23 protein-coding genes are annotated in these 24439 nt (G+C 44.3%); 9 read left to right on the forward strand and 14 right to left on the reverse strand.

Going from position 1 to position 24439, the window contains the following annotated elements; translation table 11 throughout:
* Positions 1–3: 3 nt before the first annotated feature.
* Both KIT51_03935 and KIT51_03940 read left to right on the forward strand, forming a co-directional pair.
* Entirely contained in the window at positions 4–636 is a 633-nt protein-coding gene (locus KIT51_03935) for a rhomboid family intramembrane serine protease (GenBank protein UYN87428.1), read from the forward strand.
* Positions 637–645: 9 nt separating this feature from the next.
* Positions 646–1533: a rhomboid family intramembrane serine protease gene (locus tag KIT51_03940; protein UYN87429.1), complete on the forward strand. Its 888-nt coding sequence runs from the start codon at positions 646–648 to the stop codon at positions 1531–1533.
* Here KIT51_03940 and KIT51_03945 read toward each other — a convergent pair whose 3' ends face one another.
* The 3 genes from KIT51_03945 to KIT51_03955 all read right to left on the reverse strand — a co-directional run bounded on the left by KIT51_03945 (position 1534) and on the right by KIT51_03955 (position 4402).
* Positions 1534–2868, reverse strand: coding sequence for a hypothetical protein (locus KIT51_03945; GenBank protein ID UYN87430.1), 1335 nt, complete (start codon positions 2866–2868; stop codon positions 1534–1536).
* 63 nt (positions 2869–2931) lie between these two features.
* A complete protein-coding gene (rlmN, locus tag KIT51_03950) occupies positions 2932–3978 on the reverse strand; it encodes a 23S rRNA (adenine(2503)-C(2))-methyltransferase RlmN (protein ID UYN87431.1) in 1047 nt (348 codons plus the stop codon).
* Position 3979: 1 nt separating this feature from the next.
* Positions 3980–4402, reverse strand: a complete 423-nt coding sequence (locus tag KIT51_03955; GenBank protein ID UYN87432.1) for a hypothetical protein — start codon at positions 4400–4402, stop codon at positions 3980–3982.
* A gap of 95 nt (positions 4403–4497) precedes the next feature.
* Here KIT51_03955 and KIT51_03960 point away from each other — a divergent pair, with 95 nt between their 5' ends.
* Together KIT51_03960 and KIT51_03965 are read left to right on the forward strand one after the other, a co-directional pair.
* Positions 4498–5565 carry a DUF1611 domain-containing protein gene (locus tag KIT51_03960; protein ID UYN87433.1) on the forward strand — a complete coding sequence of 356 codons (1068 nt, stop codon included), beginning with the start codon at positions 4498–4500 and terminating at the stop codon, positions 5563–5565.
* Between the two features lie 5 nt (positions 5566–5570).
* Positions 5571–6638 carry a dipeptide epimerase gene (locus KIT51_03965; protein UYN87434.1) on the forward strand — a complete coding sequence of 356 codons (1068 nt, stop codon included), beginning with the start codon at positions 5571–5573 and terminating at the stop codon, positions 6636–6638.
* A 3-nt stretch (positions 6639–6641) separates the two neighbouring features.
* On the opposite strand, the gene KIT51_03970 is transcribed toward KIT51_03965, so the two are convergent.
* Positions 6642–7844, reverse strand: a complete 1203-nt coding sequence (locus KIT51_03970) for a porin (GenBank protein UYN87435.1) — start codon at positions 7842–7844, stop codon at positions 6642–6644.
* A 185-nt stretch (positions 7845–8029) separates the two neighbouring features.
* A complete protein-coding gene (clpB, locus tag KIT51_03975; GenBank protein ID UYN87436.1) occupies positions 8030–10657 on the reverse strand; it encodes an ATP-dependent chaperone ClpB in 2628 nt (875 codons plus the stop codon).
* 135 nt (positions 10658–10792) lie between these two features.
* Between clpB and KIT51_03980 the strand changes: the two genes are divergently transcribed.
* Positions 10793–12619: a glycosyltransferase gene (locus KIT51_03980; protein ID UYN87437.1), complete on the forward strand. Its 1827-nt coding sequence runs from the start codon at positions 10793–10795 to the stop codon at positions 12617–12619.
* A 121-nt stretch (positions 12620–12740) separates the two neighbouring features.
* Here the strand turns inward: KIT51_03980 and KIT51_03985 are convergent, their stop codons facing one another.
* The 5 genes from KIT51_03985 to KIT51_04005 form a co-directional block, all read right to left on the reverse strand.
* The gene (locus KIT51_03985; GenBank protein UYN87438.1) at positions 12741–13868 is read right to left on the reverse strand and encodes a hypothetical protein; all 1128 of its coding nucleotides are present in this window, start codon (positions 13866–13868) and stop codon (positions 12741–12743) included.
* 49 nt (positions 13869–13917) lie between these two features.
* Positions 13918–14775, reverse strand: a complete 858-nt coding sequence (locus KIT51_03990; protein UYN87439.1) for a methylated-DNA--[protein]-cysteine S-methyltransferase — start codon at positions 14773–14775, stop codon at positions 13918–13920.
* A gap of 72 nt (positions 14776–14847) precedes the next feature.
* Positions 14848–15162 (reverse strand): iron-sulfur cluster assembly accessory protein, encoded by a 315-nt coding sequence (locus KIT51_03995; protein UYN87440.1) that lies wholly within the window; start codon positions 15160–15162, stop codon positions 14848–14850.
* 5 nt (positions 15163–15167) lie between these two features.
* Complete coding sequence (locus tag KIT51_04000) at positions 15168–15473, reverse strand: type II toxin-antitoxin system RelE/ParE family toxin (protein ID UYN87441.1); 306 nt, start codon at positions 15471–15473, stop codon at positions 15168–15170.
* Positions 15461–15652 carry a hypothetical protein gene (locus tag KIT51_04005; GenBank protein UYN88491.1) on the reverse strand — a complete coding sequence of 64 codons (192 nt, stop codon included), beginning with the start codon at positions 15650–15652 and terminating at the stop codon, positions 15461–15463. The genes KIT51_04000 and KIT51_04005 overlap by 13 nt, the downstream gene beginning before the upstream one ends.
* A gap of 49 nt (positions 15653–15701) precedes the next feature.
* Between KIT51_04005 and KIT51_04010 the strand changes: the two genes are divergently transcribed.
* The 3 genes from KIT51_04010 to KIT51_04020 are packed head-to-tail and all read left to right on the forward strand — an operon-like array spanning position 15702 to position 17258.
* Entirely contained in the window at positions 15702–16220 is a 519-nt protein-coding gene (locus tag KIT51_04010) for a hypothetical protein (protein ID UYN87442.1), read from the forward strand.
* Position 16221: 1 nt separating this feature from the next.
* Positions 16222–16620, forward strand: coding sequence for a DUF1232 domain-containing protein (locus KIT51_04015; protein ID UYN87443.1), 399 nt, complete (start codon positions 16222–16224; stop codon positions 16618–16620).
* Entirely contained in the window at positions 16617–17258 is a 642-nt protein-coding gene (locus tag KIT51_04020) for an oxidoreductase (protein UYN87444.1), read from the forward strand. Before KIT51_04015 ends, KIT51_04020 begins: the two co-directional genes overlap by 4 nt.
* 60 nt (positions 17259–17318) lie before the next feature.
* Here KIT51_04020 and KIT51_04025 read toward each other — a convergent pair whose 3' ends face one another.
* From KIT51_04025 to dinB, 4 genes are all read right to left on the reverse strand, one after another.
* Positions 17319–20369, reverse strand: coding sequence for a DNA polymerase III subunit alpha (locus KIT51_04025; protein UYN87445.1), 3051 nt, complete (start codon positions 20367–20369; stop codon positions 17319–17321).
* 257 nt (positions 20370–20626) lie between these two features.
* Positions 20627–21148 (reverse strand): transposase, encoded by a 522-nt coding sequence (locus KIT51_04030; protein UYN88492.1) that lies wholly within the window; start codon positions 21146–21148, stop codon positions 20627–20629.
* 172 nt (positions 21149–21320) lie between these two features.
* Entirely contained in the window at positions 21321–21860 is a 540-nt protein-coding gene (locus KIT51_04035; protein UYN87446.1) for a 2'-5' RNA ligase family protein, read from the reverse strand.
* A 77-nt stretch (positions 21861–21937) separates the two neighbouring features.
* Entirely contained in the window at positions 21938–23131 is a 1194-nt protein-coding gene (dinB, locus tag KIT51_04040; protein UYN87447.1) for a DNA polymerase IV, read from the reverse strand.
* Positions 23132–23634: 503 nt separating this feature from the next.
* Here dinB and tnpA point away from each other — a divergent pair.
* Complete coding sequence (gene tnpA, locus KIT51_04045) at positions 23635–24081, forward strand: IS200/IS605 family transposase (protein UYN87448.1); 447 nt, start codon at positions 23635–23637, stop codon at positions 24079–24081.
* The last annotated feature ends 358 nt before the right edge of the window (positions 24082–24439 follow it).

Consider the following 24439-nt stretch of genomic DNA (forward strand, 5'->3'; position numbering starts at 1 on the left):
AACATGTTTAACCTTACCCCTGTTGTACGTAATTTGTTAATGATCAATGCCATTGTTTTTATCGGGCAAATGGTAGCGCCCGTTATTGATGTTGGCGGTTGCTTTGGTGTTTCCATGCTTTACCGGCAGGATGCTGTAACGGCTTACCTGGCTTTATTTAATGTGCGTACCGCTTGTTTTCAACCTTACCAGTTGTTTACCTATATGTTTGCTCATGGAGGATTTATGCATATATTTTTTAACATGCTGATGCTTTCTTTTACAGGGCCTATTCTGGAAACCTTCTGGGGGTCGAAACGGTTTTTATTATTTTACATTATTACCGGTGTTGGCGCGGCAGCTTTTAGTGTGTTGATTGACTTGTTTTTTGGCGGTGGTGGCGGAATAATGCTGGGGGCATCCGGTGCTATTTATGGAGTGTTGATGGGGTTTGGCATGTTGTTTCCTAATATGGAGGTGCAGTTGCTAATTCCGCCAATTCCCATTAAGGCCAAGTACCTTGTATTCTTTTTATTTGGATTAACGTTTATTATGGATCGAAGCGGAAACGTGGCTCATTTTGCTCACTTGGGTGGCATTGTAGTGGCGTTTATCCTCATCAAAATCTGGCGCGGCCAGGGCGGTTCATATTATTAGTGCAGGGCAATGTTTGAAGAATTTAAAAGCGCATTTCATCGGCATAACAATGCACATGTGCAGTTGATCATCATCAACGTGACAATCTTCCTCGTATTTGTTGTGCTTGACCTCTTCAGCTGGATCGGAGGCATTGAATTCGTTTTTAACTTTGTGTACAAACAGTTCACGATCCCTTCCGGGCTTTCTGAATTCTTTACACGCCCATGGACGTTAATTACCTACATGTTTGCACACAGCATGTGGGACATCTTCCACATCCTGTTTAACATGTTGGTGTTGTATTGGTTTGGTCGCGTGTTTGTTGAGTATATGGGCAGTGATAAATTGGTGGCACTCTACATTCTGGGTGGGTTAACGGGGGGTATTTCTTATCTGCTCATCTATAATATCAATCCTGGTTTTTTTGGTAATGCCGGTATGGTGGGTGCCTCTGGGGCTATTTATGCAATTGTAGTTGGCACGGCAGTACTGCTACCGAATTATACTTTTTACCTGTTGTTTTTTGGCCCGGTAAAAATCAAGTACATCGCCATGTTTTATGTGGTGTTATCGCTGCTTTATGTGCGGCAAGGCATTAACCTGGGCGGAAATATTGCCCACCTGGGGGGTGCATTGATGGGCTTGATTTATATTAAGCAATTGCAGGCGGGCATTAACTGGGGCGGATGGATAACCGCTACGCTGGATTGGTTTAAAGATTTGGTTAAAGAGAAACCAAAAGTAAAGGTTACGTACCGCAGCGAAGAGCCCCGTAAATCAAAGGCATCGAAAAAATCTGTCAGTAAAACCTCGCAAGAAGAAATTGACGCTATCCTTGATAAAATCTCCGACCACGGCTATGAAAGCCTGACCAAAGATGAGAAAGAGAAACTTTTTAACGCGAGCAAGAAGTAACTATTCTTCTACTTGCTGAACTCCTGTTTTATTGATTTGATAGATAATGGCTTTTGTTGAGGCCTTACCCGACTGACAATTTTCCTCTTGCTTTAAGGCAGCCCCGCCTTTTTCCGTTAAAAGGGAAAAGGAATTATTGCAACCCGAGGTGCTGCTCAATTCCATCAGAAATAACTTTTTTTGACTAAAATCATCAACACCAAGAATAAACTGCTTTTGGTCTGTTTGGCGTGTTAACAGCCCTGCAAACAGTGAGTCCGATTGAATGAATACTTGTGCAGGCCGAAAATTCTCATCTTGAATGTCCAGCGCACGAAGCCAATCCGAAAGATTTTTTTTGTCGGGAGGAAGCAAGGTAGATTGGTTCATGAAATGAACGAATCTCTGTGTAACGTTTGGTTTTGAAAAACTTCCACCTTTTAGCCGGCTAAAGGAGTACACTCTCTGATTGGTTGGATTTTCCAGCACAAACGTGTTGTCAGTAAGTTGCTGCACAATGAAGCCATAGGAAAATGATTCGGTGGTAAAAATATGTAGTTGGGGAGATGAATGGCTGATCGTATCCTCGGGCACCCATTTCCATTTGCCAGTTTTGTCAAAATAATTCTCTTCCCAGGTACTGTCAATATTTAGCTGAAAGTAGTAAGGAAATCCATCGGCATCACTTCGCCAGGCACCAATTTCAGGTCCAGGCTTCACTTGAAAGTCTTTAAGATATTGTAAGGTCATTTCTTTATTTAGATACAAGTAAACAGCAACGGCTCCAAGACCTAAAATAATTCCCCACTTCTTAAAATTAAATGGTCTTGATCCGCTGCGGTTGTAAAGTTCCAGTATGTCTATTTCTGTTTTATTGGGTTTTTTAAGCTTATGGCTTTGAATGGCTTCCAGTATCGGGCCGATTTCGTAAATATCCAATTCAGCTACAAGCGACTGCTCTTTGATGGATTTATCACCTATTTCAAGTTCAAAGGATCTCCAGCCTTTTTTATTTTCAGTGGCCACGGCTACGCTTATCGATAACTGTTTTAAGGGTATTTGCTTGTGAACTAAACTACTGTAATGTTGAGCCTGAACATGAAGCGTATCGTTAAGAAGTTCAATAAGCACTAACCGATCAGCAGCTTTTTGCCATACACCAAGCGTTGTGATAATAAATAAGATGCCCACAATGCCCGCGGCTATATACAACCCGATTACAAAAGAAGCTTCTTTAAGCAGAACCGAAAGCATGACAAGAATACCCACCAACAAAAGCAATGGCACTTGCTGATCAATAAATTTTGAAACGAAACGGATAAGAAAGGGCGGGTTGGATTTTTCGTAAATAATCATGTGTAGGTTGACTTGACTTTTCGAATATAGGAAAAAGTTGCAGTCGTTATGCGGGCGAAGTATTTACGATTTATTTGCCAACTGTCCGCACGCAGCATCAATATCTTTGCCGCGGCTTTTTCTTATGCGGGCAACAATACCATTTTTTTCCAGGGTGGATTGGTACAGATGAACGGCTTCCGGTGAAGCCTGTTGAAACGCCCCGTCATCAATAGGGTTGTATTCAATTAAATTGACTTTACAGGGAATATGTTTACTGAATTTTACGAGCGCCTGCACGTGCTCAGGGGTGTCATTGATCCCCTTCCAAACTACATATTCGTAGGTAACTTTTCGTTTCGTTTTTTTATACCAGTATTTCAAAGCATCAGCAAGTTCTTCCAAAGGATTGGTTTCGTTAATGGGCATAATGGCTGAGCGTGTTTCGTTAATGGCATCGTGAAGTGAAACAGCAAGGTTAAACTTCACATCATCATCGGCCATTTTCCTGATCATTTTGGCAATGCCCACGGTGGACAGGGTAATGCGTTTGGATGCCATGTTTAATCCTTCGGGTGAAGTGATTTTACCAATGGCTTCCAGTACATTGGCATAATTCAACAACGGTTCGCCCATTCCCATAAACACAATGTTGGTAAGCGGCCTGTTGAAAAAGAGTTCTGCTTGTTCTTTAATGGCTACCACCTGGTCATAAATTTCATCGGGCGATAAATTTCGCATGCGTTTCAGCCGAGCGGTGGCACAAAATTTACAATCGAGGCTGCAACCCACTTGCGATGACACGCAAGCGGTAATGCGGTCTTTTGTAGGGATTAAAACGGATTCAACCACTAAATCATCGTAAAGCTTAACGGCATTTTTTATGGTGCCATCTTCGCTGCGTTGCATGTTGTCGACCCGAATGTGATTAATGGAGAAGTTTTGTTTTAGTAATTCGCGCGTGGATAACGAGAGGTTGGTCATCTGGTCAAAATCTTTCGCTGATTTTTTCCATAACCATTCGTAAACCTGTTGCGCCCGGAAGGGTTTCTCACCATGCCGGACGAAAAAATTTTTCAGTTCATCCAGGGTGAGCTTGCGTACATCCTTTTTTTCGATGGTTTCCTGCATATTACTTTATGCGCACCAGTTCCACACGTTCGCAGGAGCGATCTTTATTGAACATTTTGAGCGATGAAGAAGAAAGGTCTTCGATAATAAAAGTGTCCGTGATCAGTCTGGATTTTTTGTCGAGAAAATAAAGGGCTTCATTGGTATAGCGGTACAGAAATTTTTCTTTTGCTGTGGCCTTTTTCTTTCCACGCGAACGCCAGTTTTCTTCGCCCGACCCATCGGCATTAAAGGTCATGGTTTTCGGGGCATTGCCTGCCAGGGATGACATACTTTCCAAGAGTTCTTCCTCCGTTTCAGAAGGTTCGCCAAATTCATTTCCCATGCAGTTGCCTTGCTTTACCACCTGCCATGTTCCGGTTAGCGTTTGTGCCATCAGGCTACACGCGCTCAGAATGATCAAACTCACCAGTAAGCTTTTCATGTCAACCTCCTTTTTTAACAAAATTAGCGAAAACCAATCCCAATGCCTTTGAAAACTCTTAATTAAAACTCAATTTTCATGCCTTTAAATTTTGTATGAAGAGCAACGCAATTGTCATTACAGGTGGTTATCTCGACAGTAGTAACGCCAAAACCGCACACGGACTTATACGGGGTACCGAGCGTTTTAACATCCTGGGTATCATCGATAACAAATCGGCTGGCAGGGATGCCGGGGAAGTGCTGGATGGAAAGCACCGAAACTTGCCGGTATATGCCTCCATTCCGGAATTTTTGAAAACGTCAGGCAAACAAGCACAGTATTGCATTATTGGGGTGGCCACAAAGGGTGGCGTAATCCCGGAGTCGCTCCACGATTTGCTGGTAGAGGCTTTAAACCATAACCTTAGCATTGTAAATGGCCTGCACGATTATGTTTCTGACCATGAAGACCTGAAAGCCCTGGCCGATCAAAAAGGCCTTGAAATTATTGATGTGCGAAAGCCCAAGAAATTCAAGGACCTGCATTTCTGGAATGGAAAAATAAAAGAAGTTAAGTCGGTTAAGGTGGCTGTACTGGGGACCGATTGTGCCTTAGGTAAACGAACTACCTCAAGAATATTAACCGAAGCCATGACAGCAGCCGGATATAAGGCCGAAATGATTTACACCGGCCAAACCGGGTGGATGCAGGGCGCCCGGTATGGATTTATTTTCGACTCAACCCTCAACGACTTCATATCTGGAGAAATGGAACATGCCGTGTGGCAATGTTATCAGGATGTAAAGCCCGACATTATGTTCATTGAAGGCCAATCCGCATTGCGTAATCCCAGTGGGCCTGCCGGTGCTGAATGGATTGTGTCGGCTGATGCGGATATTGTGGTACTGCAACATAACCCGGCACGTAAGCAGTATAAGGATATGGAATACTATCCGGCCTACATTCCTTCGGTTAAAGATGAAATTGATTTGATTAAAATTTATGGTGCGACCACTGTGGGCATAACCGTAAACACCATGAAGATGCAAGCCGATGAAGCAAGGGATTGGGCCCGCCAAACCGAAACAGAACTGAATATACCCGTAGTACTGCCCTTGGAAGATGGCGTTGACCGGTTGGTTGCGGTGTTTGCCGAATTAATTAAGAAGAATAAAGCCTAAGCCCCATGAAAATTAAAAATATTAAAATCTGGAGTGCCGACCTCGGAAACACCAAACCTTATACCATTGCTTTTAAAACCGTTGACGAAGTGCGCAATGCTTTCGTTGAAATTGCTTTGGATAATGGAATGACGGGCTTGGGTTCCGGTAATCCCAGCGAGTATGTGGTGGGCGAAAACCTTTCGCAAACATTGGATGCTTTACAGGAAAAAAACCTCGGGTACCTGGTTGGCCGCGACATCCGTGAAATGAAACATCTGGCTTTTGAAACCTGGCAAAAATTCCCCAAGAACCCTGCCGCCCGCGCAGCCATAGATATAGCTTTGCACGATGCGTTTACTAAATATCTGGGCATTCCGCTGGTAAAATACTTAGGCCAAAAAATATACAGCATGCCCACGTCCAACACGATAGGGATTAAGAACGTTACGGAAACCCTCAAGGAAACCGGTGAGTACCTGAAACAGGGATTTAAGGCCATAAAAGTGAAGCTCGGTAAAGACCTGGCAGAAGATATTGAACGCATGGTTAAAATGCGCGAACAGTTTGGTTACGATTATGCCATTCGCATTGACGCTAACCAAGGATATACTGCACAACAAACCATAGAATTTTTTCAAAGGACACAGAATTTAAAAATTGAGTTGATCGAGCAACCCTTGCCTGCCAGGGCCGTTCAGGAAATAAAAAACCTGCCGGAAGAGGTTCGTGAAGTAATTGCAGCCGATGAATCACTCATTTCTCCCAAGGATGCATTGGAGTTGATAAAGCCACCACGTGCTTGCGGTATATTTAATATTAAGTTGATGAAGTGTGGCGGTGTAACGCAAGGTCTGAAAATTGCTGACATTGCCTTTCAGGAAGGTATTGATTTGTTCTGGGGCTGTAATGATGAAAGTATAATCAGTATCACGGCTGCCCTTCATACTGCTTTTGCCTGTGCCCATACAAAGTATATCGACCTTGACGGAAGCCTTGATTTAGGAAAAGATGTTGTGAAGGGGGGATTTATTTTGAAAGACGGCCTGATGTATTGTTCGGATAAGCCCGGGCTTGGGGTTGAACTTCTTTAGCACTTAAATGCCGGCCTCGATCTGAAACCTGAGTTGCCAACGGTTAAAATCCACTACATTTCCCTTCATCCAGTTGTTTTGCTCGTACGTTAAATCGCTTTGTAATTTTAAGCGGTGCCCCCGTATATATTTATTTACGCCTAACGTAAATTGTTTAACCTCAGGTGTTAACAGTTGGATTTCCGGATTGGGCCGTACACGGGAGAACCTTCCAACAAGTTCGTAGTCAGTTTTAAAAAGGTAGCTGGCCTGGTAATTCTCCCCATGGCCTACATATACATAACGCTGGTCGCCATCGGTATTCATGGTAATGGGATCAAATGTATTGCGTCTTAATAATTCGGAGGTCGCAGCCCAGCCCCGGTATTTGAAGAGAAAGTCGAACATAAAGGTCTCGATATCGCGGGGCTCATATAAAAACCTGCCCAACTGCCCACCGGTGCGGATGGCATTCATGTTTTTCGACAGGGTTGTTCCTATGGATAGTTTCGGTTTTTTTTCGCGTACCAGGTCGCCTTCAAAATAATCACCACCGTTCATGAATTTTCCGAAGGGTAGCAATTCCACCCTGCCGGTATAGGCCAGGCCCCGGTCGGATGCATTGATATTCCTTCCTTCACCGGATGAAACAGCTGCCCTGAAAACGTAATAAAATTTTTGAATGGAATTGTTATAATAAAACTGCGCACCAAAATCACGGTCAATGTTGAAGATGGAGTTGACGATAGAGCGGTCAGCCAATTGTAAGTCGCCCGAAGAATTAACACGCTGCCGGTTTCCCGGAAGCTTGGTTTGCCCGAGGCCGATAGAAAAGTTTTCATTGAAGCTGTAAATGATCATGGCATCGCGGACTACATTGGGAAACCCGGTATCATCAAAATCCATATCGGCCCGCGTAAAAGCAAGCTGAATAAGGTAGTAAAGTTTGGGTGTGTAAATGAAGCCATCAAACCTAAGCCGTAACCTCCTCACCCGTGCTTCCACCTGGTCTATCGATAAATCAGTATCACTCTCTGTTAAAAAGGCCGCACGGTTTTGCATGCGAAAGCGGATGTTGAGCATGAAAACGCTATCCGGTGAAATAATGCCCAAGCCTTTGCCATACGAAAAATATGGCGATGGGGAGATGTCGCCCTGGGCAAATGTTGGACCTGTTGCGCTGAAGAGAAAAAGAATAAACAGAAGGCGGTTTACTGATATGTTCATGCCGTAAAGGAATCCATGCAAAGATGGAAAAACTTTTCATTCACGGCCGTAAAAGAAAAACCCCGCCAGGTTTCCCGGGCGGGGCATTCAACCAAACCCCTCTAACCAAACCCTCAATCCTTGCTTTCGCAGAATTGCTCCGGAGGGGAGTTGCCGGGTGGCCCGGCACGGAGCGTTACCAATCCTTAATCTATTTCATTAACAACGTCAGCGTCCTCAAGGTTCTCGAAAACAAATTCATTTTCGTTTCGCAGGTCCACATAAATTATCGAGTCTTTATGAACTTTTCCGGACAAGATCTGTTTGGAGAGCTCATTCAGTATTTCACGCTGCATCACACGCTTCAGCGGTCGTGCCCCAAATTGTGGGTCGTAACCGATTTTTGCCAGTCGCTCACGGGCTTCATCCGATACCTCGATTTTTATTCCGGCCTCTTCCAGGCGGGCGCGTACCAGGTCAACCTGGATGTCCACAATTTTGCGGATGTCCCTACGGCTCAACGGACGGAACATGATAATTTCATCAATGCGGTTCACAAACTCTGGCCTTACCGACTTTTTCAATAACGACAGTACTTCCGCTTTCGTATCTTCCAGTATTTCGAAATAGTTCTGATCGGTAATTTTTTCAAAATTCTCCTGGATAATGTGCGAACCGATATTGGTGGTCATGATAATGATTGTATTCTTGAAGTTCGCTACCCGACCTTTATTGTCGGTTAACCTTCCGTCATCTAACACCTGAAGCAGAATGTTAAACACATCAGGATGCGCTTTTTCAATTTCATCCAATAAAATAACCGAATAAGGTTTTCTTCGAATAGCCTCCGTTAGCTGACCGCCTTCATCATATCCTACATAGCCCGGAGGTGCGCCAATCAATCGGCTTACACTGTGACGCTCCTGGTATTCGCTCATATCAATGCGCACCATGGCGTGTTCATCATTGAATAAGTATTCGGCCAGTGCTTTCGACAATTCGGTTTTACCTACCCCGGTTGTTCCCATGAAGATAAACGAACCGATAGGGCGTTTCGGGTCTTGCAACCCCGCACGGCTTCTGCGTACAGCATCGCTTAATGCCTGTATGGCTTCTTCCTGTCCGGCCACGCGCTTGCTCAGCTCTTCTTCCAGGTGCAATAGTTTCTCACGCTCGCTTTGCAGCATTTTTGAAACCGGTATGCCAGTCCAGCGGGCTACAACTTCGGCAATGTCCTCGCTGTCTACCTCCTCTTTCAATAACGATTTATCGCCCTGCATTTGCTTTATTTGAAGCTGGTATTCATTAAGACGTTTTTCTGCTTCCGTTATTTTACCATAGCGGATCTCGGCCACTTTGCCGTAGTCACCTGCTTTTTCAGCTTGCTCTGCTTCAAACTTCAGTTTGTCAATAACTTCCTTTTGTTTTTGAATACCTTGTACAACTTCCTTCTCGCTGTCCCATTTCGCTTTCAGGGCGTTGCGCTCTTCAGTAAGGTCGGCAATCTCTTTGCTTAAAACTTTTTCTTTCTCTTTGTCTTTTTCCCTGCGTATAGCCTCACGTTCAATTTCCAGTTGCATGATCCTGCGGTTGAGTTCATCCAGCTCTTCCGGCAACGAATCCATCTCCAGGCGAAGCTTCGAAGCAGCCTCATCCATTAAGTCGATAGCTTTGTCCGGCAAGAAACGATCGCTGATGTAACGGCTGGATAATTCAACCGCGGAAATAACCGCATCGTCTTTAATGCGCACCCCGTGGTGCAGTTCGTATTTGTCTTTAATACCGCGCAGTATGGAAATAGAATCTTCGGTAGAAGGTTCATCCACCATTACCGCCTGGAACCTGCGCTCAAGCGCTTTATCTTTTTCGATATACTTCTGGTATTCTTTAAGCGTGGTGGCACCAATGGCATGAAGTTCACCACGGGCAAGAGCAGGCTTTAACAAATTAGCGGCATCCATCGCACCTTCGCCACCGCCTCCGGCCCCGATCAAGGTGTGGATTTCGTCAATGAACAGGATAATCTGCCCGTCTGAATCGGTTACTTCTTTTATAACAGCTTTCAAACGCTCTTCAAACTCGCCTTTGTATTTGGCGCCTGCCACCAGCAAGCCCATATCCAGCGATACAATGATTTTCGTTTTCAGGTTTTCGGGCACATCACCATTCACGATGCGTTGTGCCAGGCCTTCTACGATAGCGGTTTTACCAACCCCCGGTTCGCCTAAAAGGATCGGGTTGTTTTTTGTTCTGCGCGAAAGGATTTGCAACACGCGCCTGATCTCGTCATCGCGGCCAATTACCGGGTCGATTTTCCCTTTTTTGGCCAGTTCGTTTAAATTTTTTGAATAACGTTCCAGCGATTTGTATTTCGCTTCGGCATTTTGATCGGTTACTGTATTTCCACCGCGCAATTCTTTTATTGCTTTTACGAGTGCTGAGCGTTCAAAGCCAACATCGCGCAGCAGCAAAGCGGCTTTATCTTTACCCGCCAACAAGGCCAGTAACAAATGCTCCACAGCAATGTATTGGTCTTTAAATTCACGCAATTCTTTTTCGGCTTGCTGCAACAAGGCATTGGTTGCCGAAGACAAGTATGGTTGCTGGCCCGATACTTTTGGATAGGAATTCAGTAACTCATCCAGTTTGGTATCCAGCAAAGCTTTATTGATAGCCAGTTTCTTAACCAAATAAGAGGCTACATTTTCATCTGTTTCAAGTATGGCTTTCAGGATGTGCCCGGGTTCAATAGCCTGTTGCTGCAAACCCATGGCAATCTCGGCCGACTTCTGTAGGGCCTCCTGTGATTTAATGGTGTATTTCTCGAAGTTCATAATCGTATTCTCTCAGCGCGCTTGAGCACAAAACATAATCCAGTGAAAGTTTGATCCGGTTTCAGGAATTTTTGTCATTAAATTTTTAGCTTTAGAAAGCAATTGCAGTCATTTTGACTTAGAAAGAAATAATCTATGCCAAAAAAGAAGCGTGATGAATCGAACGATTTTCCAAAAGCAACCTTACTGGAAGTTGCATGGGAGGTTTGTAACCAGGTAGGCGGAATTTATACGGTAATACGTTCAAAAGTTCCGGCCATGATGAAGCACAGGAATGGCCCGTATTGCCTTATTGGACCATATGTTTCAAAAAATATACTGGCTGAAATTGAACCTTTTGAAGATTCCAGCGATGCCTTTGGGTTAACGATTCAGCACTTGCGCGATCAGGGTGTTGAGGCTTACTATGCCGAATGGCTGATTACCGGAAGGCCCAAGGTAATTTTGTTGAATCCCGACAGCATAGCACCGGAAAAATTGCGATTGATCCGTTACCATCTCTTCAAAGAATATGGCATACCCACTCCGGAAGATCATGCGCTGATAAACCGTGTTATTGCTTTCAGTTACCTCACCTCCCTCTTTATTGAAACGTTTATTCAATTTGCTGATAAGGATCACCCGGTGATCGCGCATTTTCATGAATGGATGGCCGGTTTGCCCATTCTGGATATCAAACATAAGAAGTTACCGGTTAAAACCATCTTCACTACGCACGCCACTCAGCTTGGCAGGCACCTGGCCATTAACTCGCCCCAGTTTTATGCGCACCTTCCATTTTTTAAGTGGGAACTGGAAGCACCCAAATTTGGCATTGAACCCGAAGCAAGAATTGAGTTTGCCTGTGCCAACAACGCGGACATGCTGAGCACGGTAAGCGATGTTACTGCCCGGGAGTGTAAGCACTTATTAAAACGTATACCCGAAATTATTTTGCCCAATGGTTTGAACATTGAACGCTTTGTGGCCTTGCATGAGTTTCAAAATTTGCATGCGCAATACAAAGAAGAAATCAACCAGTTTGTAATGGGTCATTTTTTTCAATCCTACTCGTTCGATCTGGATAAGACCATTTACTTCTTCACTTCAGGCCGGTACGAGTATAAAAACAAGGGATTTGATTTAACGTTGCGCGCATTGCAATTGCTCAATGATCAACTGAAAAAAGACGGTGCCGATGTAACGGTAGTGATGTTTTTTGTAACCAAGCGCGAGTACTACAGCATTAAACCCGAAGTACTGCAATCGCGGGCCGTGATGGAGGAGGTGCGCCAAACCTGTGAGGCCATACAAAAACAAATTGGCAGGCGTTTATTTTATGCGAGTACTACCAGCCAGGACCATCGCCTGCCAAACCTGAGCGATTTTGTGGATGAATACTGGAAACTGCGTTACCGCAGAACCATACAATCGTGGAAGAGCAGTAACCTGCCATTGGTTTTCACGCACAAACTGGTGGACGAACAAGGTGATGACATTTTGCAGTACGTGTACAAAAACAACATGCTCAACCATCCTGCCGACAAGGTAAAGATTGTTTACCATGCGGATTTCATCAATGCCACCAACCCGTTGTTTGGTATTGAGTACAGTCAGTTTGTTCGCGGTTGCCATTTGGGAATATTTCCAAGTTACTATGAGCCATGGGGATACACTCCGTTGGAGTGTATGGCCAGCGGTGTGCCGGCTGTTACCAGCGACCTCTCCGGTTTTGGTGACTATATTTTGCGCCATTCCAACGATCCTTCGCAGTACGGCCTCTACGTGATTGAACGCGGCAAGCGAAGCTTTGAATGGTCGGCTATTCAGTTGGCCAATGTATTGTACGACTTTTTAAAGCAGACCAGGCGTGAGCGCATCATGCAGCGCAACAAAGTGGAGAACCACTCAGCCGAGTTCGACTGGCAGAATTTAATTAAGCATTATAAGCAGGCATATGTGAGGGTGTTGGGGGAGAGGTGATGTGTTTATTGACTACAAGTCGCTTTACCCAGCTTTCGAACCATTGCTTGTCCTGTTCGGGGTTTTTGAAAGATGATTGTACATTATTTCCATAGGGTAGCAAGATCAGGTTTTGGTATACTTACGTTGATTCATCGGTTTTGTTGATCAATAGTTTGCCGGAATGCAGAAGTAACGGAACGGCATACACGACAATCATGGCGTAAGCCATTATGGTATAGCCTTTTGCCACCAGGTCGATAATGCCAACCTGTGATAAAATCAAGGCAGCCAGTAAAGCGCTTAACGCAATCCATGCTTTTGTAAGCCTCTTTAATGGCTTACCCCGCTGTCTGCTCTCTTCTTCAATCCTACCGATGAAGCCATGGATCATTCCTGTAGCCGTTTCAATAAGCGTCCAGCCCACAACAATACTGAATACAATTATGAATGCAGGGTGAAATGAAGTTAACATGGCCAGCCAGGGTACCGCAGCTTCCAAAATATCCTTGTCAGGATAATAGGCCATGATGGCAAAGTAAGTGAGAAACCAGGGAACGGTCATAAGTATCCCGGCAATCAACCCGGCCATAACACTTTGTTTTTTTGTTTGAATACCTCGATAGGTAAAAAAGGACGAAGGATATACACCCAGGTTATAGCCAACATACAACACCCCCGTCCCCAATACAATCCAGACTGAGGAAGTATCAGACAAATCCGTATTCCAGCGCTGAAATGTTTCTGCAATGGCCTCACCTCTTTGGATGAAAATGGTGAAGGAGAAAATAATGTAAGCTGCGAACAGTGCAAGGGTGCCAATGGTTTCCATGCGTGCAATGGTTTCATCGCCATAGTAATTGAGAAGACCCACCACAATGATGATAATGATCACGCCAACCCATTGATTGAAGCCGAGTGTATTATGTAGAATTTCACCGGCTGCCGCAGCCATCACTGCAATTACCAAAATTGCACCTAAGAGATACACTGCTTCGTAAATGATCCACCATCTGCCGATTAATTTTTTAAGTAATGATTTGTAATCATAAACATGCCATTGGCGACATGCTTCAATGGATAAAATCGCCAATAAAGAGAACCCAAAGAAGATGGCCAGGCCACTCATCCATCCGTTGGCGCCAAACTTGCCACCATACTCTACGATCTCGCGCCCGGTGGCATACCCGCCACCAATCAACACCGATTGAAGAATGATGCCGGGAAGAAAAATTATATTGAGTTTGGAGAAAAAACTTTGCAGATTCAAAATGGTCTGGTTAAGCCATTAAGATAACAAGAATTTCTTCAGCGTATTATCAACTGCCAGTGTTGGCCATCTCCCAGCCAATAATGCTTTTCTTGCGGATGGCACTCCACCGATATTCACCAAGAATACCATCTTTACGAATAACCCTATGACAGGGAATCAGGTAAGCAATATGATTTGAGCCTACTGCTGAACCTACAGCCTGTATGGCTTTCGGGTTTGATATTCTCTCGGCAATATCCTGGTATGTGGTTATATCGCCCATCGGGATTTTTAATAGCGCTTCCCACACTTTGATCTGGAAGTTTGTACCCTTAACGAATAAATGGAGTTTACTTTGATTACTGTTTTTGCGGTTAAAGATCTTATCAACGAATTCAATCGTTAAGTTTTGGTTTTGATGAAAAACTGAATTGTGCCAATGTTCCTTCATTTTTTCCAGTTCATGTCTTCCGTCTTCATCCAGACTTATAAATGAAAGCCAGCAAATGCCCCGTTCGGTTACGCCAATCAGGCAATTGCCAAAAGGCGTTTCATGAAATCCGTATTCAATCTGAATGCCTGAGCCACGTAACTTATATTCCTGTGGTGTTACTGCTTCCAGGGTTGTGAATAAATCATACACGCGTGATTGTCCTGAGAGCCCGGCTGTTTGCGCTAACTCTTCAAGATTTCTGCTCTCCTGTAATTTCTTTTTTAAGAAATCGGTAGTCAGGAATTGTAAAAATCTTTTCGGGCTGATACCTGCCCACTCTGTGAAGATGCGTTGGAAGTGAAAGGGTGATAAGTGAACCTGTTCGGCAACTTCATCTAATTCCGGCTGACGGTGAACATTTTTTTCCAGGTATTCGATGGCCTGCGCAATGCGCTGGTAATTAATATGGTGTTCCTGACTGATCAACAGCATAAAGGTACGTGTTTGATTATGCTGTAAAAGTGATGGATTATGATTAGTTGGAAAACCTGAAACTTGCTGATTTTAAGCCTCTGTGGTGGTTGCTTTCGGATCGGTAAACATGAAGCCCCGACCTTCATCGCCTTCATAGAAATCAATTTCTTTGCCCACTACGTACATGGTGTGGCGCTTGTCTACCAAAACCGGTATGCCTTCAATGGTATAGCTTTGGTCGTTCTCCTTTTTTTTGTCGAACCCGATGAGCAGGGAAACCCCACAACCTCCACCACGAACTCCAACCCGCAAACCGTAATCGGCAGGGATATTTTTTGTCTGCATGATTTTGCGGACTTCTTCAGCAGCTTTTGGGGTTAGGGTTACAGGTTGAAAATTGATCATGACGTTTAAACGCCTGGTAGTTTTTTCGGGTTCCGTGAAGTGTGAAATATTCTGGCAATTACTACATGAGTTGAATCTACTCTGTAGATAATTTTATAACTCCAAACAACGATAAACCTGTAATCAGATTTTTTATGTACTAATACTGGCTCTTGTACCCCAAGAAATGGGTGCATTTCAAGGTGGCTTATAGCATCAATAATTTTTGAGTGGACAATTCTTGCATAATAAATTCCTTGATCCTCCCGAATGTAGCGAATGGCTCTTTCAAATTGCCGGAAAGCACGCTTTGTCCATATTACTTTAACCATTCACCAGATTTCGAAATAACTTCTTCGTGGGTTAAAGTTTGTCCGGCTGCCTCTTCTTTTTCGGATTCTTCAATATCTGCAAGGAGCGATAATTGCTGATACACATCCTCGAGACGGGTGTCATCAGTAATTTTTTTGGCTATTTCGAGCAGATGCTCTTTAAGTTTATTTTCCATAATGATGGTTAAAATTAGTAATTTTCAACACTTTTTGGTGAAAATTAATTCTATGGATGCGCTTATTGATTTTGGCAAGATTCTGATCCCCGCTTCGTTAGTGTTGTATGCGGCATACCTGTTGGTAAGGTCGTTCCTGGCCAAGGAAATTGAACTGAAAAAGCTTGAAATCCGAAGCCGCAGCATTGAAACGGTGCTGCCGTTGCGCTTGCAGGCCTATGAAAGAATGTGCCTGTTCCTGGAACGAATCAGCCCGCAAAATTTGTTAGTACGCCTGAACCCTGGGCCGGTGCCTGCACGCGATTTTCACCAGGTTTTATTGAGCGAAATACGGAATGAGTATAACCACAACGTATCGCAACAGATTTTCATGAGCGAAAGCAGTTGGGAACTTGTACGCAATGCGAAGGAGGATTTGGTAGTAACGATTAATGAAGCTGCATCGGAAATGGGGCAAGAGGCTACCAGCCTGGATCTGTCGAAAAAGATATTTGAAAAGATGATTAGCAAACCCGACTCCATTGCACATGCGCTGGTGGAGATAAAGCGGGAGATACAACAAACCTTTTAACATGACCAACATTTTTTATCAATCGGCTTTACGCCAGGCTTCCGGCTTCTTCGGTCGGCATGGGCGCATGGCCATGTTGCTTTCGCAACTGACCATTAAGGTGGGCCGCATGAATAAAAAGGATTTGAGTTTTCGGAAAGCAAAGTCCAAACTCGATGTATTGGTTCGGCTCATCAAATCATATACGAATGGCAGCTACCGGACCATTCCATGGAAAACAATCGCTATGATTTTAGCGGCTATCATTTATTTCGTAAACCCGTTCGATCTTATACCTGATCTTGCTCCGGTGGTTGGGTTGACCGATGATTTTTCAATTTTATTGTGGGTGTACAGCTCCGTTCAAACGGAAATCGATAAGTTTCTGATCTGGGAGCAATCCAATCTGAAGCTTTCATGAGAACAGCGCTGTTGGCCGGTTCCACCGGATTGATTGGAAAGCAATTGCTTGAATTGTTGCTGGAAGATTCGGATTACACAGTTGTGAAGGCCATTAGCCGAAAGCCATTGGATATCCAGCACGCCAAACTTCAGAATATTGTAGCCGATTTCAACACCTTGACCGAGCACCATAATCAGTTGAAGGCCAATGATGTTTTTTGTTGTTTGGGAACCACGATTAAGCAGGCGGGCAGTCAGGCAGCATTTCGGAAAGTGGATTACGATTATCCGCTTGAGTTGGCCAAGTTGACGAAGAACCAGGGAGCATCGCAATACCTGATCATTACTGCGTTGGGTTCCGATGCTAAATCCGGGATTTTTTATAATCGTGTAAAAGGTGAAGTGGAGCAAGCTATCGATGAACTTGGTTTCCAGTCATACCACATTTTGCGACCATCATTGTTGTTAGGAGAGCGTACCGAGAAACGCGCAGGTGAAGGAGCAGCAACCGTTGTGTATCAAGCTTTAGGGTTTTTGATCCCGTTAAAATACAAGGCCATTGATTCAGTAAAAGTAGCCAGGGCAATGCTTCACATGGCGAAATTAAATTCCAAAGGGAAATTCATTCACGAATCGAAAGAACTTCAGCAGTTTTAATGTAATGCCATGCTGAGTTTGGCCGAAGCATGACACTTGGATAGTCACCCTTCGACAGGCTCAGGGGGACACGTGTAATGCAGCTGGGTCAGAATTTTTTGGTTGCGTATGGTGCAGCGGTTCATACGGTAATTCCTTTTTATTGATCAGCGGAATTTTCTCCATAGAGCTTACTTCAATCGTTGCGATTCCAAAATCTTCCACCACTTTACCCTTGATGAAATAAAATCCCCTTCCCCGGAAGGGAAACTTCTTGGCAACATCCGGGAAATGCACCGTATCGAATACTTCGCCCTGCTGATCGTAGAACGTGCCAAAATGCATAAGCTCACCTTTTACAGTACCGGTGTTTTTGGTGGTTACCACATATCCGAGTATGGTCACTACTTTACCTATTTTATTTAAAAGCTCAATAGCTTTTGTGTCGCCAAAATTTGATGTGGCAACCAGTTTAAACGGATCACACAACGGAAAGCCCAGCAACTCAATTTCATCAAAGGCATCTTCCAGTTCGTTTCGTTGTAGTGCCGGTAATGGGTATTCGCTGGGTTCGGTATCGAATAATTCAGATGTATTCCTGTTTTTGGTTTTTGTGTTGCTGCAATACAGCATGGCTTCCCATAATAATTTTTGTTTTGATTTTCCGGTAAACCGGAACGCACCCATCCGAATGAGTATGCGTACTTGTTCCAATCCGAGGGGTATTCTGCGCAAGAAATCATTCAGGCTGCGGTAGGCACCTTGTTTTCGTTCAACAGCAATTTGTTGCGCTACCTTTGTCTCCAGACTTTTCAAATGAATAAATCCGATATAAATCTCTTTTTCGTAGATGGTAGTAAGGTACTCACTTTTATTGACACAAGGCGCTTTAATGGTGGCGCCACTCATGCGGGCTTCATGAAAATAAAACTCTGTTTTGTAGAAACCACCAAAGTTGTTGATCACGCCTACCATGAATTCCAGCGGGTAGTGTGCTTTCAGGTACAGACTCTGGTAACTCTCCACAGCGTAACTGGCTGAGTGGCCCTTGGCAAACGAATAGCCTGAGAAACTTTCAATTTCATACCACACCCGCTCAATAATGTGTTCGGGATAATTGCGCGCACGACAATTCTCAAAAAACTTATCTTCAACACGCTTAAACTCTTCGCGCGAACGATACTTCCCCGACATGCCCCTGCGCAGCACATCGGCTTCTGTTAAGGTTAACCCGGCAAAGTGGTGTGCCACCTTAATCACATCTTCCTGGTACACCATCACGCCATAAGTTTCCTTCATCAGTTTATCCATTAGGGGATGAATGGCTTCGTATGTACCACCATTTCGCACGGCATGAAAACGTTCAATGTAGGCACGCATCATGCCCGAGCGGGCCACACCCGGACGAATGATGGAACTGGCGGCTACCAGTGTGAGGTAATCATCGCAACGGAGTTTGCCCAACAGCATGCGCATAGCAGGTGACTCTACATAAAAGCAGCCCATCGCCTTGCTGTTGCGCATCAGGTCTTTGATTTTTTCATCCTTTTTAAAATCACTGAAGCGATGAATGTTAACATCAATGTCCTGGTTTCGCTTTACATGTTTTACGGTTTCTTTCAGGTGGCCTAATCCCCGCTGACTCAGAATATCAAATTTGTAGATGCCCATGTCTTCGGCATTGTGCATTTCAAAATGCGAAACCGGGTAGCCTTTCGGTGGAAGTTCAAGGGCAGTATAAGCATAAATGGGTTTTTCGGTGATCAGTACCCCGCCAGCGTGGATGGAGATGTTGGCAGGAAGATCTTTCATCTTATCGGCATACCGGAAAATCAATTCTGTGATGTGGTCGCGGTTTTTATGTTTATGCGGTTCATCTACGATCGCATCAATCTCAGCTTTCGGTAAACCGAATACTTTACCGAGTTCGCGCAGCACCGATCGTTTTTGGTAAGTAACGTGTGTACCGAGAAGGCAAACATGATCCGGTCCGTGCGTTCGGAAAAGATAGTCGTATATTTCATCACGGTTATCCCACGAAAAATCCAGGTCGAAATCGGGAGGGGAGGAGCGTTCCACATTGAGGAACCGTTCGAAATATAAATCAAGTTCAATCGGATCAACGTTGATAATGCCCAGGCAATATGCCACCACACTGTTGGCTCCACTGCCACGGCCTACGTATTCGAAGCCCCGCTCTTTGGCAAAACGAATGAGGTCGTAGGCGATGAGGTAGTACGCACAAAAACCTTTTTGATTGATGATGTTCAATTCACGTTCAAAGCGTTCGCGTAACGCTGGGTTGCTCACGTCATAACGGCTTTGAAAACCTTCCCAGGCCTGGGTGACTAAAAAATCCCAGTCGGCCCATGGTGAACCCAACAACGTTTTTTTGTTTTTATCTTCTTTCAGATCGAAATGAATGGAACACTGGTCAATAAGTTTTTTAGTGTTACGGATCAATTCCGGATAAGCGCGGAAATAAAATTCCAGTTCTTCTTCTCTCATCATCACTTCTTCAGGGTGCGCCTGTTCGTGTACAGGAAGTTTACTTAGCAATGTATTGTTATCAATAGCGCGCAACAGTCGGTGTGTATTGAAGTCGGTTTTGGAGAAGAATGTTACCGGGTGCAGGATGACGAATTTTTCAGGGAATTCTTTCCGGGCCGCATATAAAGCAAATTGATTAAGCTGGTGTTTGCGCACCCCGATGAATTCGTTGGTACGCAACCGTTCAGGTTCTGTTTTACCAAACGGATAGATGACAAATGTATTTTCAATTTCCGGTGCGCGTTCTGGCAGATTTTTGCTTTCGCGGTTGTGATGGGAGAGAAACCGGTTGATTTTTTCAAATCCGTTGTTGTTTTGCGCGATGGTGATGTACAACAATTCATGACCTTGCCGGAACTCAATCCCTACGGCAATCTCCAGATCATACATTTTATCTGCGGCCAGGGGCGAACCGGGTTTCCGCTCTTCGCACAGCCGCAGCATTTCAATGTACGATGCGGTATTATTGATTTCTGTGAGCACCAGCTTGTGTACTCCACACCTGCGTGCTTCATCAAAAAGCTTCTCTACCGGCAGCGTGCCGTATTTGAAACTGAAGGCGGTATGGCAGTTGAGAAACATTTTTAATCATTGGCCTGTGTCTTTAATCATTGGCCTGTGCCCTCACAGGCCATGGTTGTCTTTTCTTGGTCTGTGTCTTTATTTTCAAGGTCTGTGTCCTCAAGGTCTGTGTCCTCACAGACCTTTCAGATCTTCCTTCCAGTCTTTTTAACTTTCGAACAATGACTAACAGGCCATTTCCATTTATTTGCTATTCATCTCACAGTCAAAATTTTAATGATCTGTAGGGACACAGATCAGGGACATAGATCACGGAGTTAAAATCTTTCCCGATAGTGGGTAATGATTCCGAACTCATCTTCCCCGGTCTCATAAAACCTTGCAGAAGACCATTTGTAATCTTCCGGTTTTCGTACCAAACTCCAATGCCCCTGCAATGGATTCAAATGGATGTAATCCAGTTTCTGCTCCGCAACTGGCCGCGACTTTATATTAATGGCAAGCGGATCGCGTTGCCAGAAGCGATGGTTGCGTTCAATGGTAATTTCCTGGTATACGCTCAGTTTTTTCGAAGACTGCTCACGTATACTACCCAAAAATTGATGGCTTGTGAATTTGTTAAAACTGGCATAAGGTGTTTCTTTTCCATTCTGATCAAGCATCTCCCACAGAATATGCAGGTGATTAGGCATAATAACAAATCCGTAAATACAAATCTTTTTTCGGATGGTTAGTTCTTTCCAACAATTAATGATGATCATTTTGTAGCGATCATCTTCAAGAAGTTTGTTCCAATCTTTTATTGTATCCGTCCAGAAGTACACTTCATTCAGAAGCATCTTTGAATTTCGGGTTCCATATTTTAATTGTTGAATATTCATGTTGTTTGTCTGATCACCGGTCTGTGAGGACACAGACCGGTGATTTAAGACACAGACAAGAGATGAGTTACAGACACAGCTGGTGATAAGTTATTTCCTTTAACCTTGGTTTGTGTCATAACAAACCAATTTATTTTCCAAAACATATATCCTTATAATGAACCCATTTTTTACCATTACGTGCCAGCACCGTAATCCTGTCGCACAGAAAATGCTGGTTGCTGTAATTCAGTTCTTTCAGGTATGGCCAGCATTTTAAAAAATCTTCTGAAGAAAGATTTTTGGCAATGGTGATACTTGGTGTGAAATCACGGTCTTCCTTCACCAGGTTTTCAAAAATTTCCCTGATCGGGTACTTGTTCACAATATCCATGTAAATAGTACGCTTCGAACCGTTATAGAACACATTGAAGTCTTTCAGGAACACATTGAAGGCCTCAAACGAAGCAGCTTTTTCTTCTACAAACTCCAGCATGTCTTCGGTGTGCTTTCCTGTATACTTGAACAGCGAGATATGCGCCTTTGAAAGGCGATCATCAAAGTCGTGCCCGATCAGGTAGTGCACATCATCTTTCAATACCGCCACATCACTGGCAATGTGCCGGGGTGGAGCAATCATAAAAAATAATTCCTGTACGGGGTTCTGGGTTTTAATCACTGCTGTTCTCATGGTTCGTGTTGTTTTCATAGTACGAACATAATTCCGGTTTTTGACAATTTGTGTCAACATAATATCCCTGCCTGTTTTCATCTCAAATTTCCTTTAAACATGTTCATTTCCATCCGCACCCTGCGGCCTACACCCAGGGTGGTGGCGCGCACCAGTTTTTCTACCCCGTGTTTGTGTTTGATCTTATCGATGGCTTCATACAAACGAATGCCTTCAGTCGTATCATCAAACAGGCTGATCTGATGGTTGCCATGAACCAGCCCGCTTAAACGTACACCCACCAGGCGTATCAGCATCCTGCGGTTGTAGAGTTTATCGAAGAGTTGTGTTACGGTATGCAGCAACACATGATCAGACGCGGTGTATGGAATTTGTATTTGTTTGGTCTCCGTATCAAAATTCGCATAACGTATTTTCACCGTTACACACGAAGTGAGTTTCTTCTGCTCGCGTAACTGAAATGCCACTTTTTCTACCATCGCAATTAGTATCGACTTTAATCGCTTTACATCAATGGTATCGTTCTCAAAGGTACACTCTGTTGAAATGGATTTCTGTTCGCTGTACGGCACCACGGGCGAATCGTCAATGCCGTGCGCTTTATTCCATAGCGAAATGCCATTCTTACCAAACGCGCTCACCAGAAACTTCAGCGGCATCTCGCACAGCGTGGCTACCGTGCGCACACCCATATCATATAAGAAGGCCGATGTCTGCTTCCCGATCATTGGAATTTTTTCTACGGCTAAGGGAGCCAAAAATTCTTTTTCCTCACCAGCAGGTATCTGCTTTTCGGCATTTGGCTTAAACTCATTGGTTGTTACTTTCGACACCAGCTTGTTTACCGACATGCCCAGTGAAATCGGCAAGCCGCTTTCATGAATAATTTTTCTGCGCAACTCCTTTGCCCATTTAAACGCGCCAAAAAATTTATCCATGCCGCTGGCATCAATGTAAAACTCATCAATGGATGATTTTTCAAACATCGGCACCGAGTCGGCAATGATTTCGGTAACCAGGTGCGAGTTTTTACTGTACGCCTCCATATCGCCCGAAATCACCAACGCATCGGGGCAGAGTTGCATGGCCAGGTACATGGGCATGGCTGAGTGCACCCCAAACCTGCGCGCCTCGTAACTACAGGCAGCCACCACGCCCCTGCGGCTCTGGCCGCCAATAATCAAAGGTTTTCCTTTTAACGCCTTATGCTTTTTGCACTCTACGGCCACAAAAAAGGCGTCCAAATCGAGATGTATAATGTTTCTGTCCACAGTGCGATATTAACTAAAAACATTAGTATATAGTTTTAGTATTAAACTAAATATTTTAGTTTTGTATATCGCTTGCCATAGCGCACTGGAATTGTGGGTACCCCGGATTTTTTTCGGGATACTTCACATTCCTTTTATAAAATGAGAAATGGGTAGGATATCATGTCGGATGTTTTGGGCGTGTCCCCGATTGCGCGCAAGCCATCGCACGGGCTATCGGGGTCGGGCTGTTCGCTGCAAGTCCTCGCTCCAGCGCGCAAGCCAGCCCCTTCGCTGTGGGCTTTCCGCTTCCATCCCTCACGCGGGGAGTGTGGTAAATTGGAAGAGTCTCGAGCTATTGGCAGTATATGATAACGGAAGTCCGAAGGACTTCAATGTGCATAACCCCAACTCCGAAGGAGTTGACTGTGCCTAACCATCCGAGTATCGGATGGTACGTAAACAAAGTAATCACCCAACCCCGTAGGCCTGTCTGCTGTACAGGCAGGGGTTGACTGTGCATAATGAGTAGCTATCGTCAGATATATTACCACATCGTCTTCGGTACCAAGTACCGTCATCCTACAATTGCAGAAGCACACTGCGAAGAGTTGTACAAGTACATCTCCGGTGTAATCGAAAACAAAAAAAGTAAACTCTACCGCATCAACGGAGTAGAAGACCACATCCACATCCTGTCTGATCTGCATCCATCTGTATCCTTGGCCGATTTTGTAAAGGACATCAAGGTATCCACCAGTATTTGGATGAAGGAGAGTGGTAAATTCCCGGCCTTTATCGGATGGCAGGAAGGATACGGTGCATTTACATGCTCAGTACGCAGTCGTGATCGGATTATTAACTACATTAAAAACCAAAAGGAGCATCATAAAAAGAAATCGTTTATTGATGAGTATAAGACTTTGTTAACGGAACACGAAATTGAGTTTGATGAGCGATATTTATTATAATAAGCTACGACATTCAACCCCTGCCTGTCCGGCAGGCAGGCCTCCGGGGTTGTGCAGGATTTTTTCCCATAACCATGAGTTTCTCTCATGGTTCGGCACATTGAAGCCCTTCGTGCTTCAGTTTATCGTGAGCAATCAAGAAATCCGGACTTTATTGATGAGTATAAGGCATTGTTAGCGGAACATGAAATTGAGTTTGATGAGTGATATTTGTTGTAGGGTGGTACATTCAACCCCTTCGGGGTTGGTTGGACTTTTCTTTTTTTACCACGAGCTGCACTCGTGGTTGGGCATATTGAAGCCCTTCGGGCTTCCACTTCCACTTATTGTTAACCAAGAAGTCCGAAGGACTTCAATG

This window comes from Cyclobacteriaceae bacterium (assembly GCA_025808415.1).
Taxonomy (GTDB): domain Bacteria; phylum Bacteroidota; class Bacteroidia; order Cytophagales; family Cyclobacteriaceae; genus UBA2336.

Bases quoted from the DNA above. Each gene is read 5' to 3' on its own strand.
- KIT51_04025 (UYN87445.1), bottom strand. From the start codon at position 20,369: ATGTTTCTCAACTGCCATACCGCCTTCAGTTTCAAATACGGCACGCTG.
- KIT51_04035 (UYN87446.1), bottom strand. From the start codon at position 21,860: ATGAGAACAGCAGTGATTAAAACCCAGAACCCCGTACAGGAATTATTT.
- KIT51_03980 (UYN87437.1), top strand. From the start codon at position 10,793: ATGCCAAAAAAGAAGCGTGATGAATCGAACGATTTTCCAAAAGCAACC.
- KIT51_03990 (UYN87439.1), bottom strand. From the start codon at position 14,775: ATGCTGTTGATCAGTCAGGAACACCATATTAATTACCAGCGCATTGCG.
- tnpA (UYN87448.1), top strand. From the start codon at position 23,635: ATGAGTAGCTATCGTCAGATATATTACCACATCGTCTTCGGTACCAAG.
- KIT51_04020 (UYN87444.1), top strand. From the start codon at position 16,617: ATGAGAACAGCGCTGTTGGCCGGTTCCACCGGATTGATTGGAAAGCAA.
- KIT51_04010 (UYN87442.1), top strand. From the start codon at position 15,702: ATGGATGCGCTTATTGATTTTGGCAAGATTCTGATCCCCGCTTCGTTA.
- KIT51_03960 (UYN87433.1), top strand. From the start codon at position 4,498: ATGAAGAGCAACGCAATTGTCATTACAGGTGGTTATCTCGACAGTAGT.
- KIT51_03940 (UYN87429.1), top strand. From the start codon at position 646: ATGTTTGAAGAATTTAAAAGCGCATTTCATCGGCATAACAATGCACAT.
- rlmN (UYN87431.1), bottom strand. From the start codon at position 3,978: ATGCAGGAAACCATCGAAAAAAAGGATGTACGCAAGCTCACCCTGGAT.
- KIT51_04015 (UYN87443.1), top strand. From the start codon at position 16,222: ATGACCAACATTTTTTATCAATCGGCTTTACGCCAGGCTTCCGGCTTC.
- clpB (UYN87436.1), bottom strand. From the start codon at position 10,657: ATGAACTTCGAGAAATACACCATTAAATCACAGGAGGCCCTACAGAAG.
- KIT51_03970 (UYN87435.1), bottom strand. From the start codon at position 7,844: ATGAACATATCAGTAAACCGCCTTCTGTTTATTCTTTTTCTCTTCAGC.
- KIT51_03945 (UYN87430.1), bottom strand. From the start codon at position 2,868: ATGATTATTTACGAAAAATCCAACCCGCCCTTTCTTATCCGTTTCGTT.
- KIT51_04000 (UYN87441.1), bottom strand. From the start codon at position 15,473: ATGGTTAAAGTAATATGGACAAAGCGTGCTTTCCGGCAATTTGAAAGA.
- KIT51_03955 (UYN87432.1), bottom strand. From the start codon at position 4,402: ATGAAAAGCTTACTGGTGAGTTTGATCATTCTGAGCGCGTGTAGCCTG.
- KIT51_03995 (UYN87440.1), bottom strand. From the start codon at position 15,162: ATGATCAATTTTCAACCTGTAACCCTAACCCCAAAAGCTGCTGAAGAA.
- KIT51_03935 (UYN87428.1), top strand. From the start codon at position 4: ATGTTTAACCTTACCCCTGTTGTACGTAATTTGTTAATGATCAATGCC.
- KIT51_03965 (UYN87434.1), top strand. From the start codon at position 5,571: ATGAAAATTAAAAATATTAAAATCTGGAGTGCCGACCTCGGAAACACC.
- KIT51_04030 (UYN88492.1), bottom strand. From the start codon at position 21,148: ATGCTTCTGAATGAAGTGTACTTCTGGACGGATACAATAAAAGATTGG.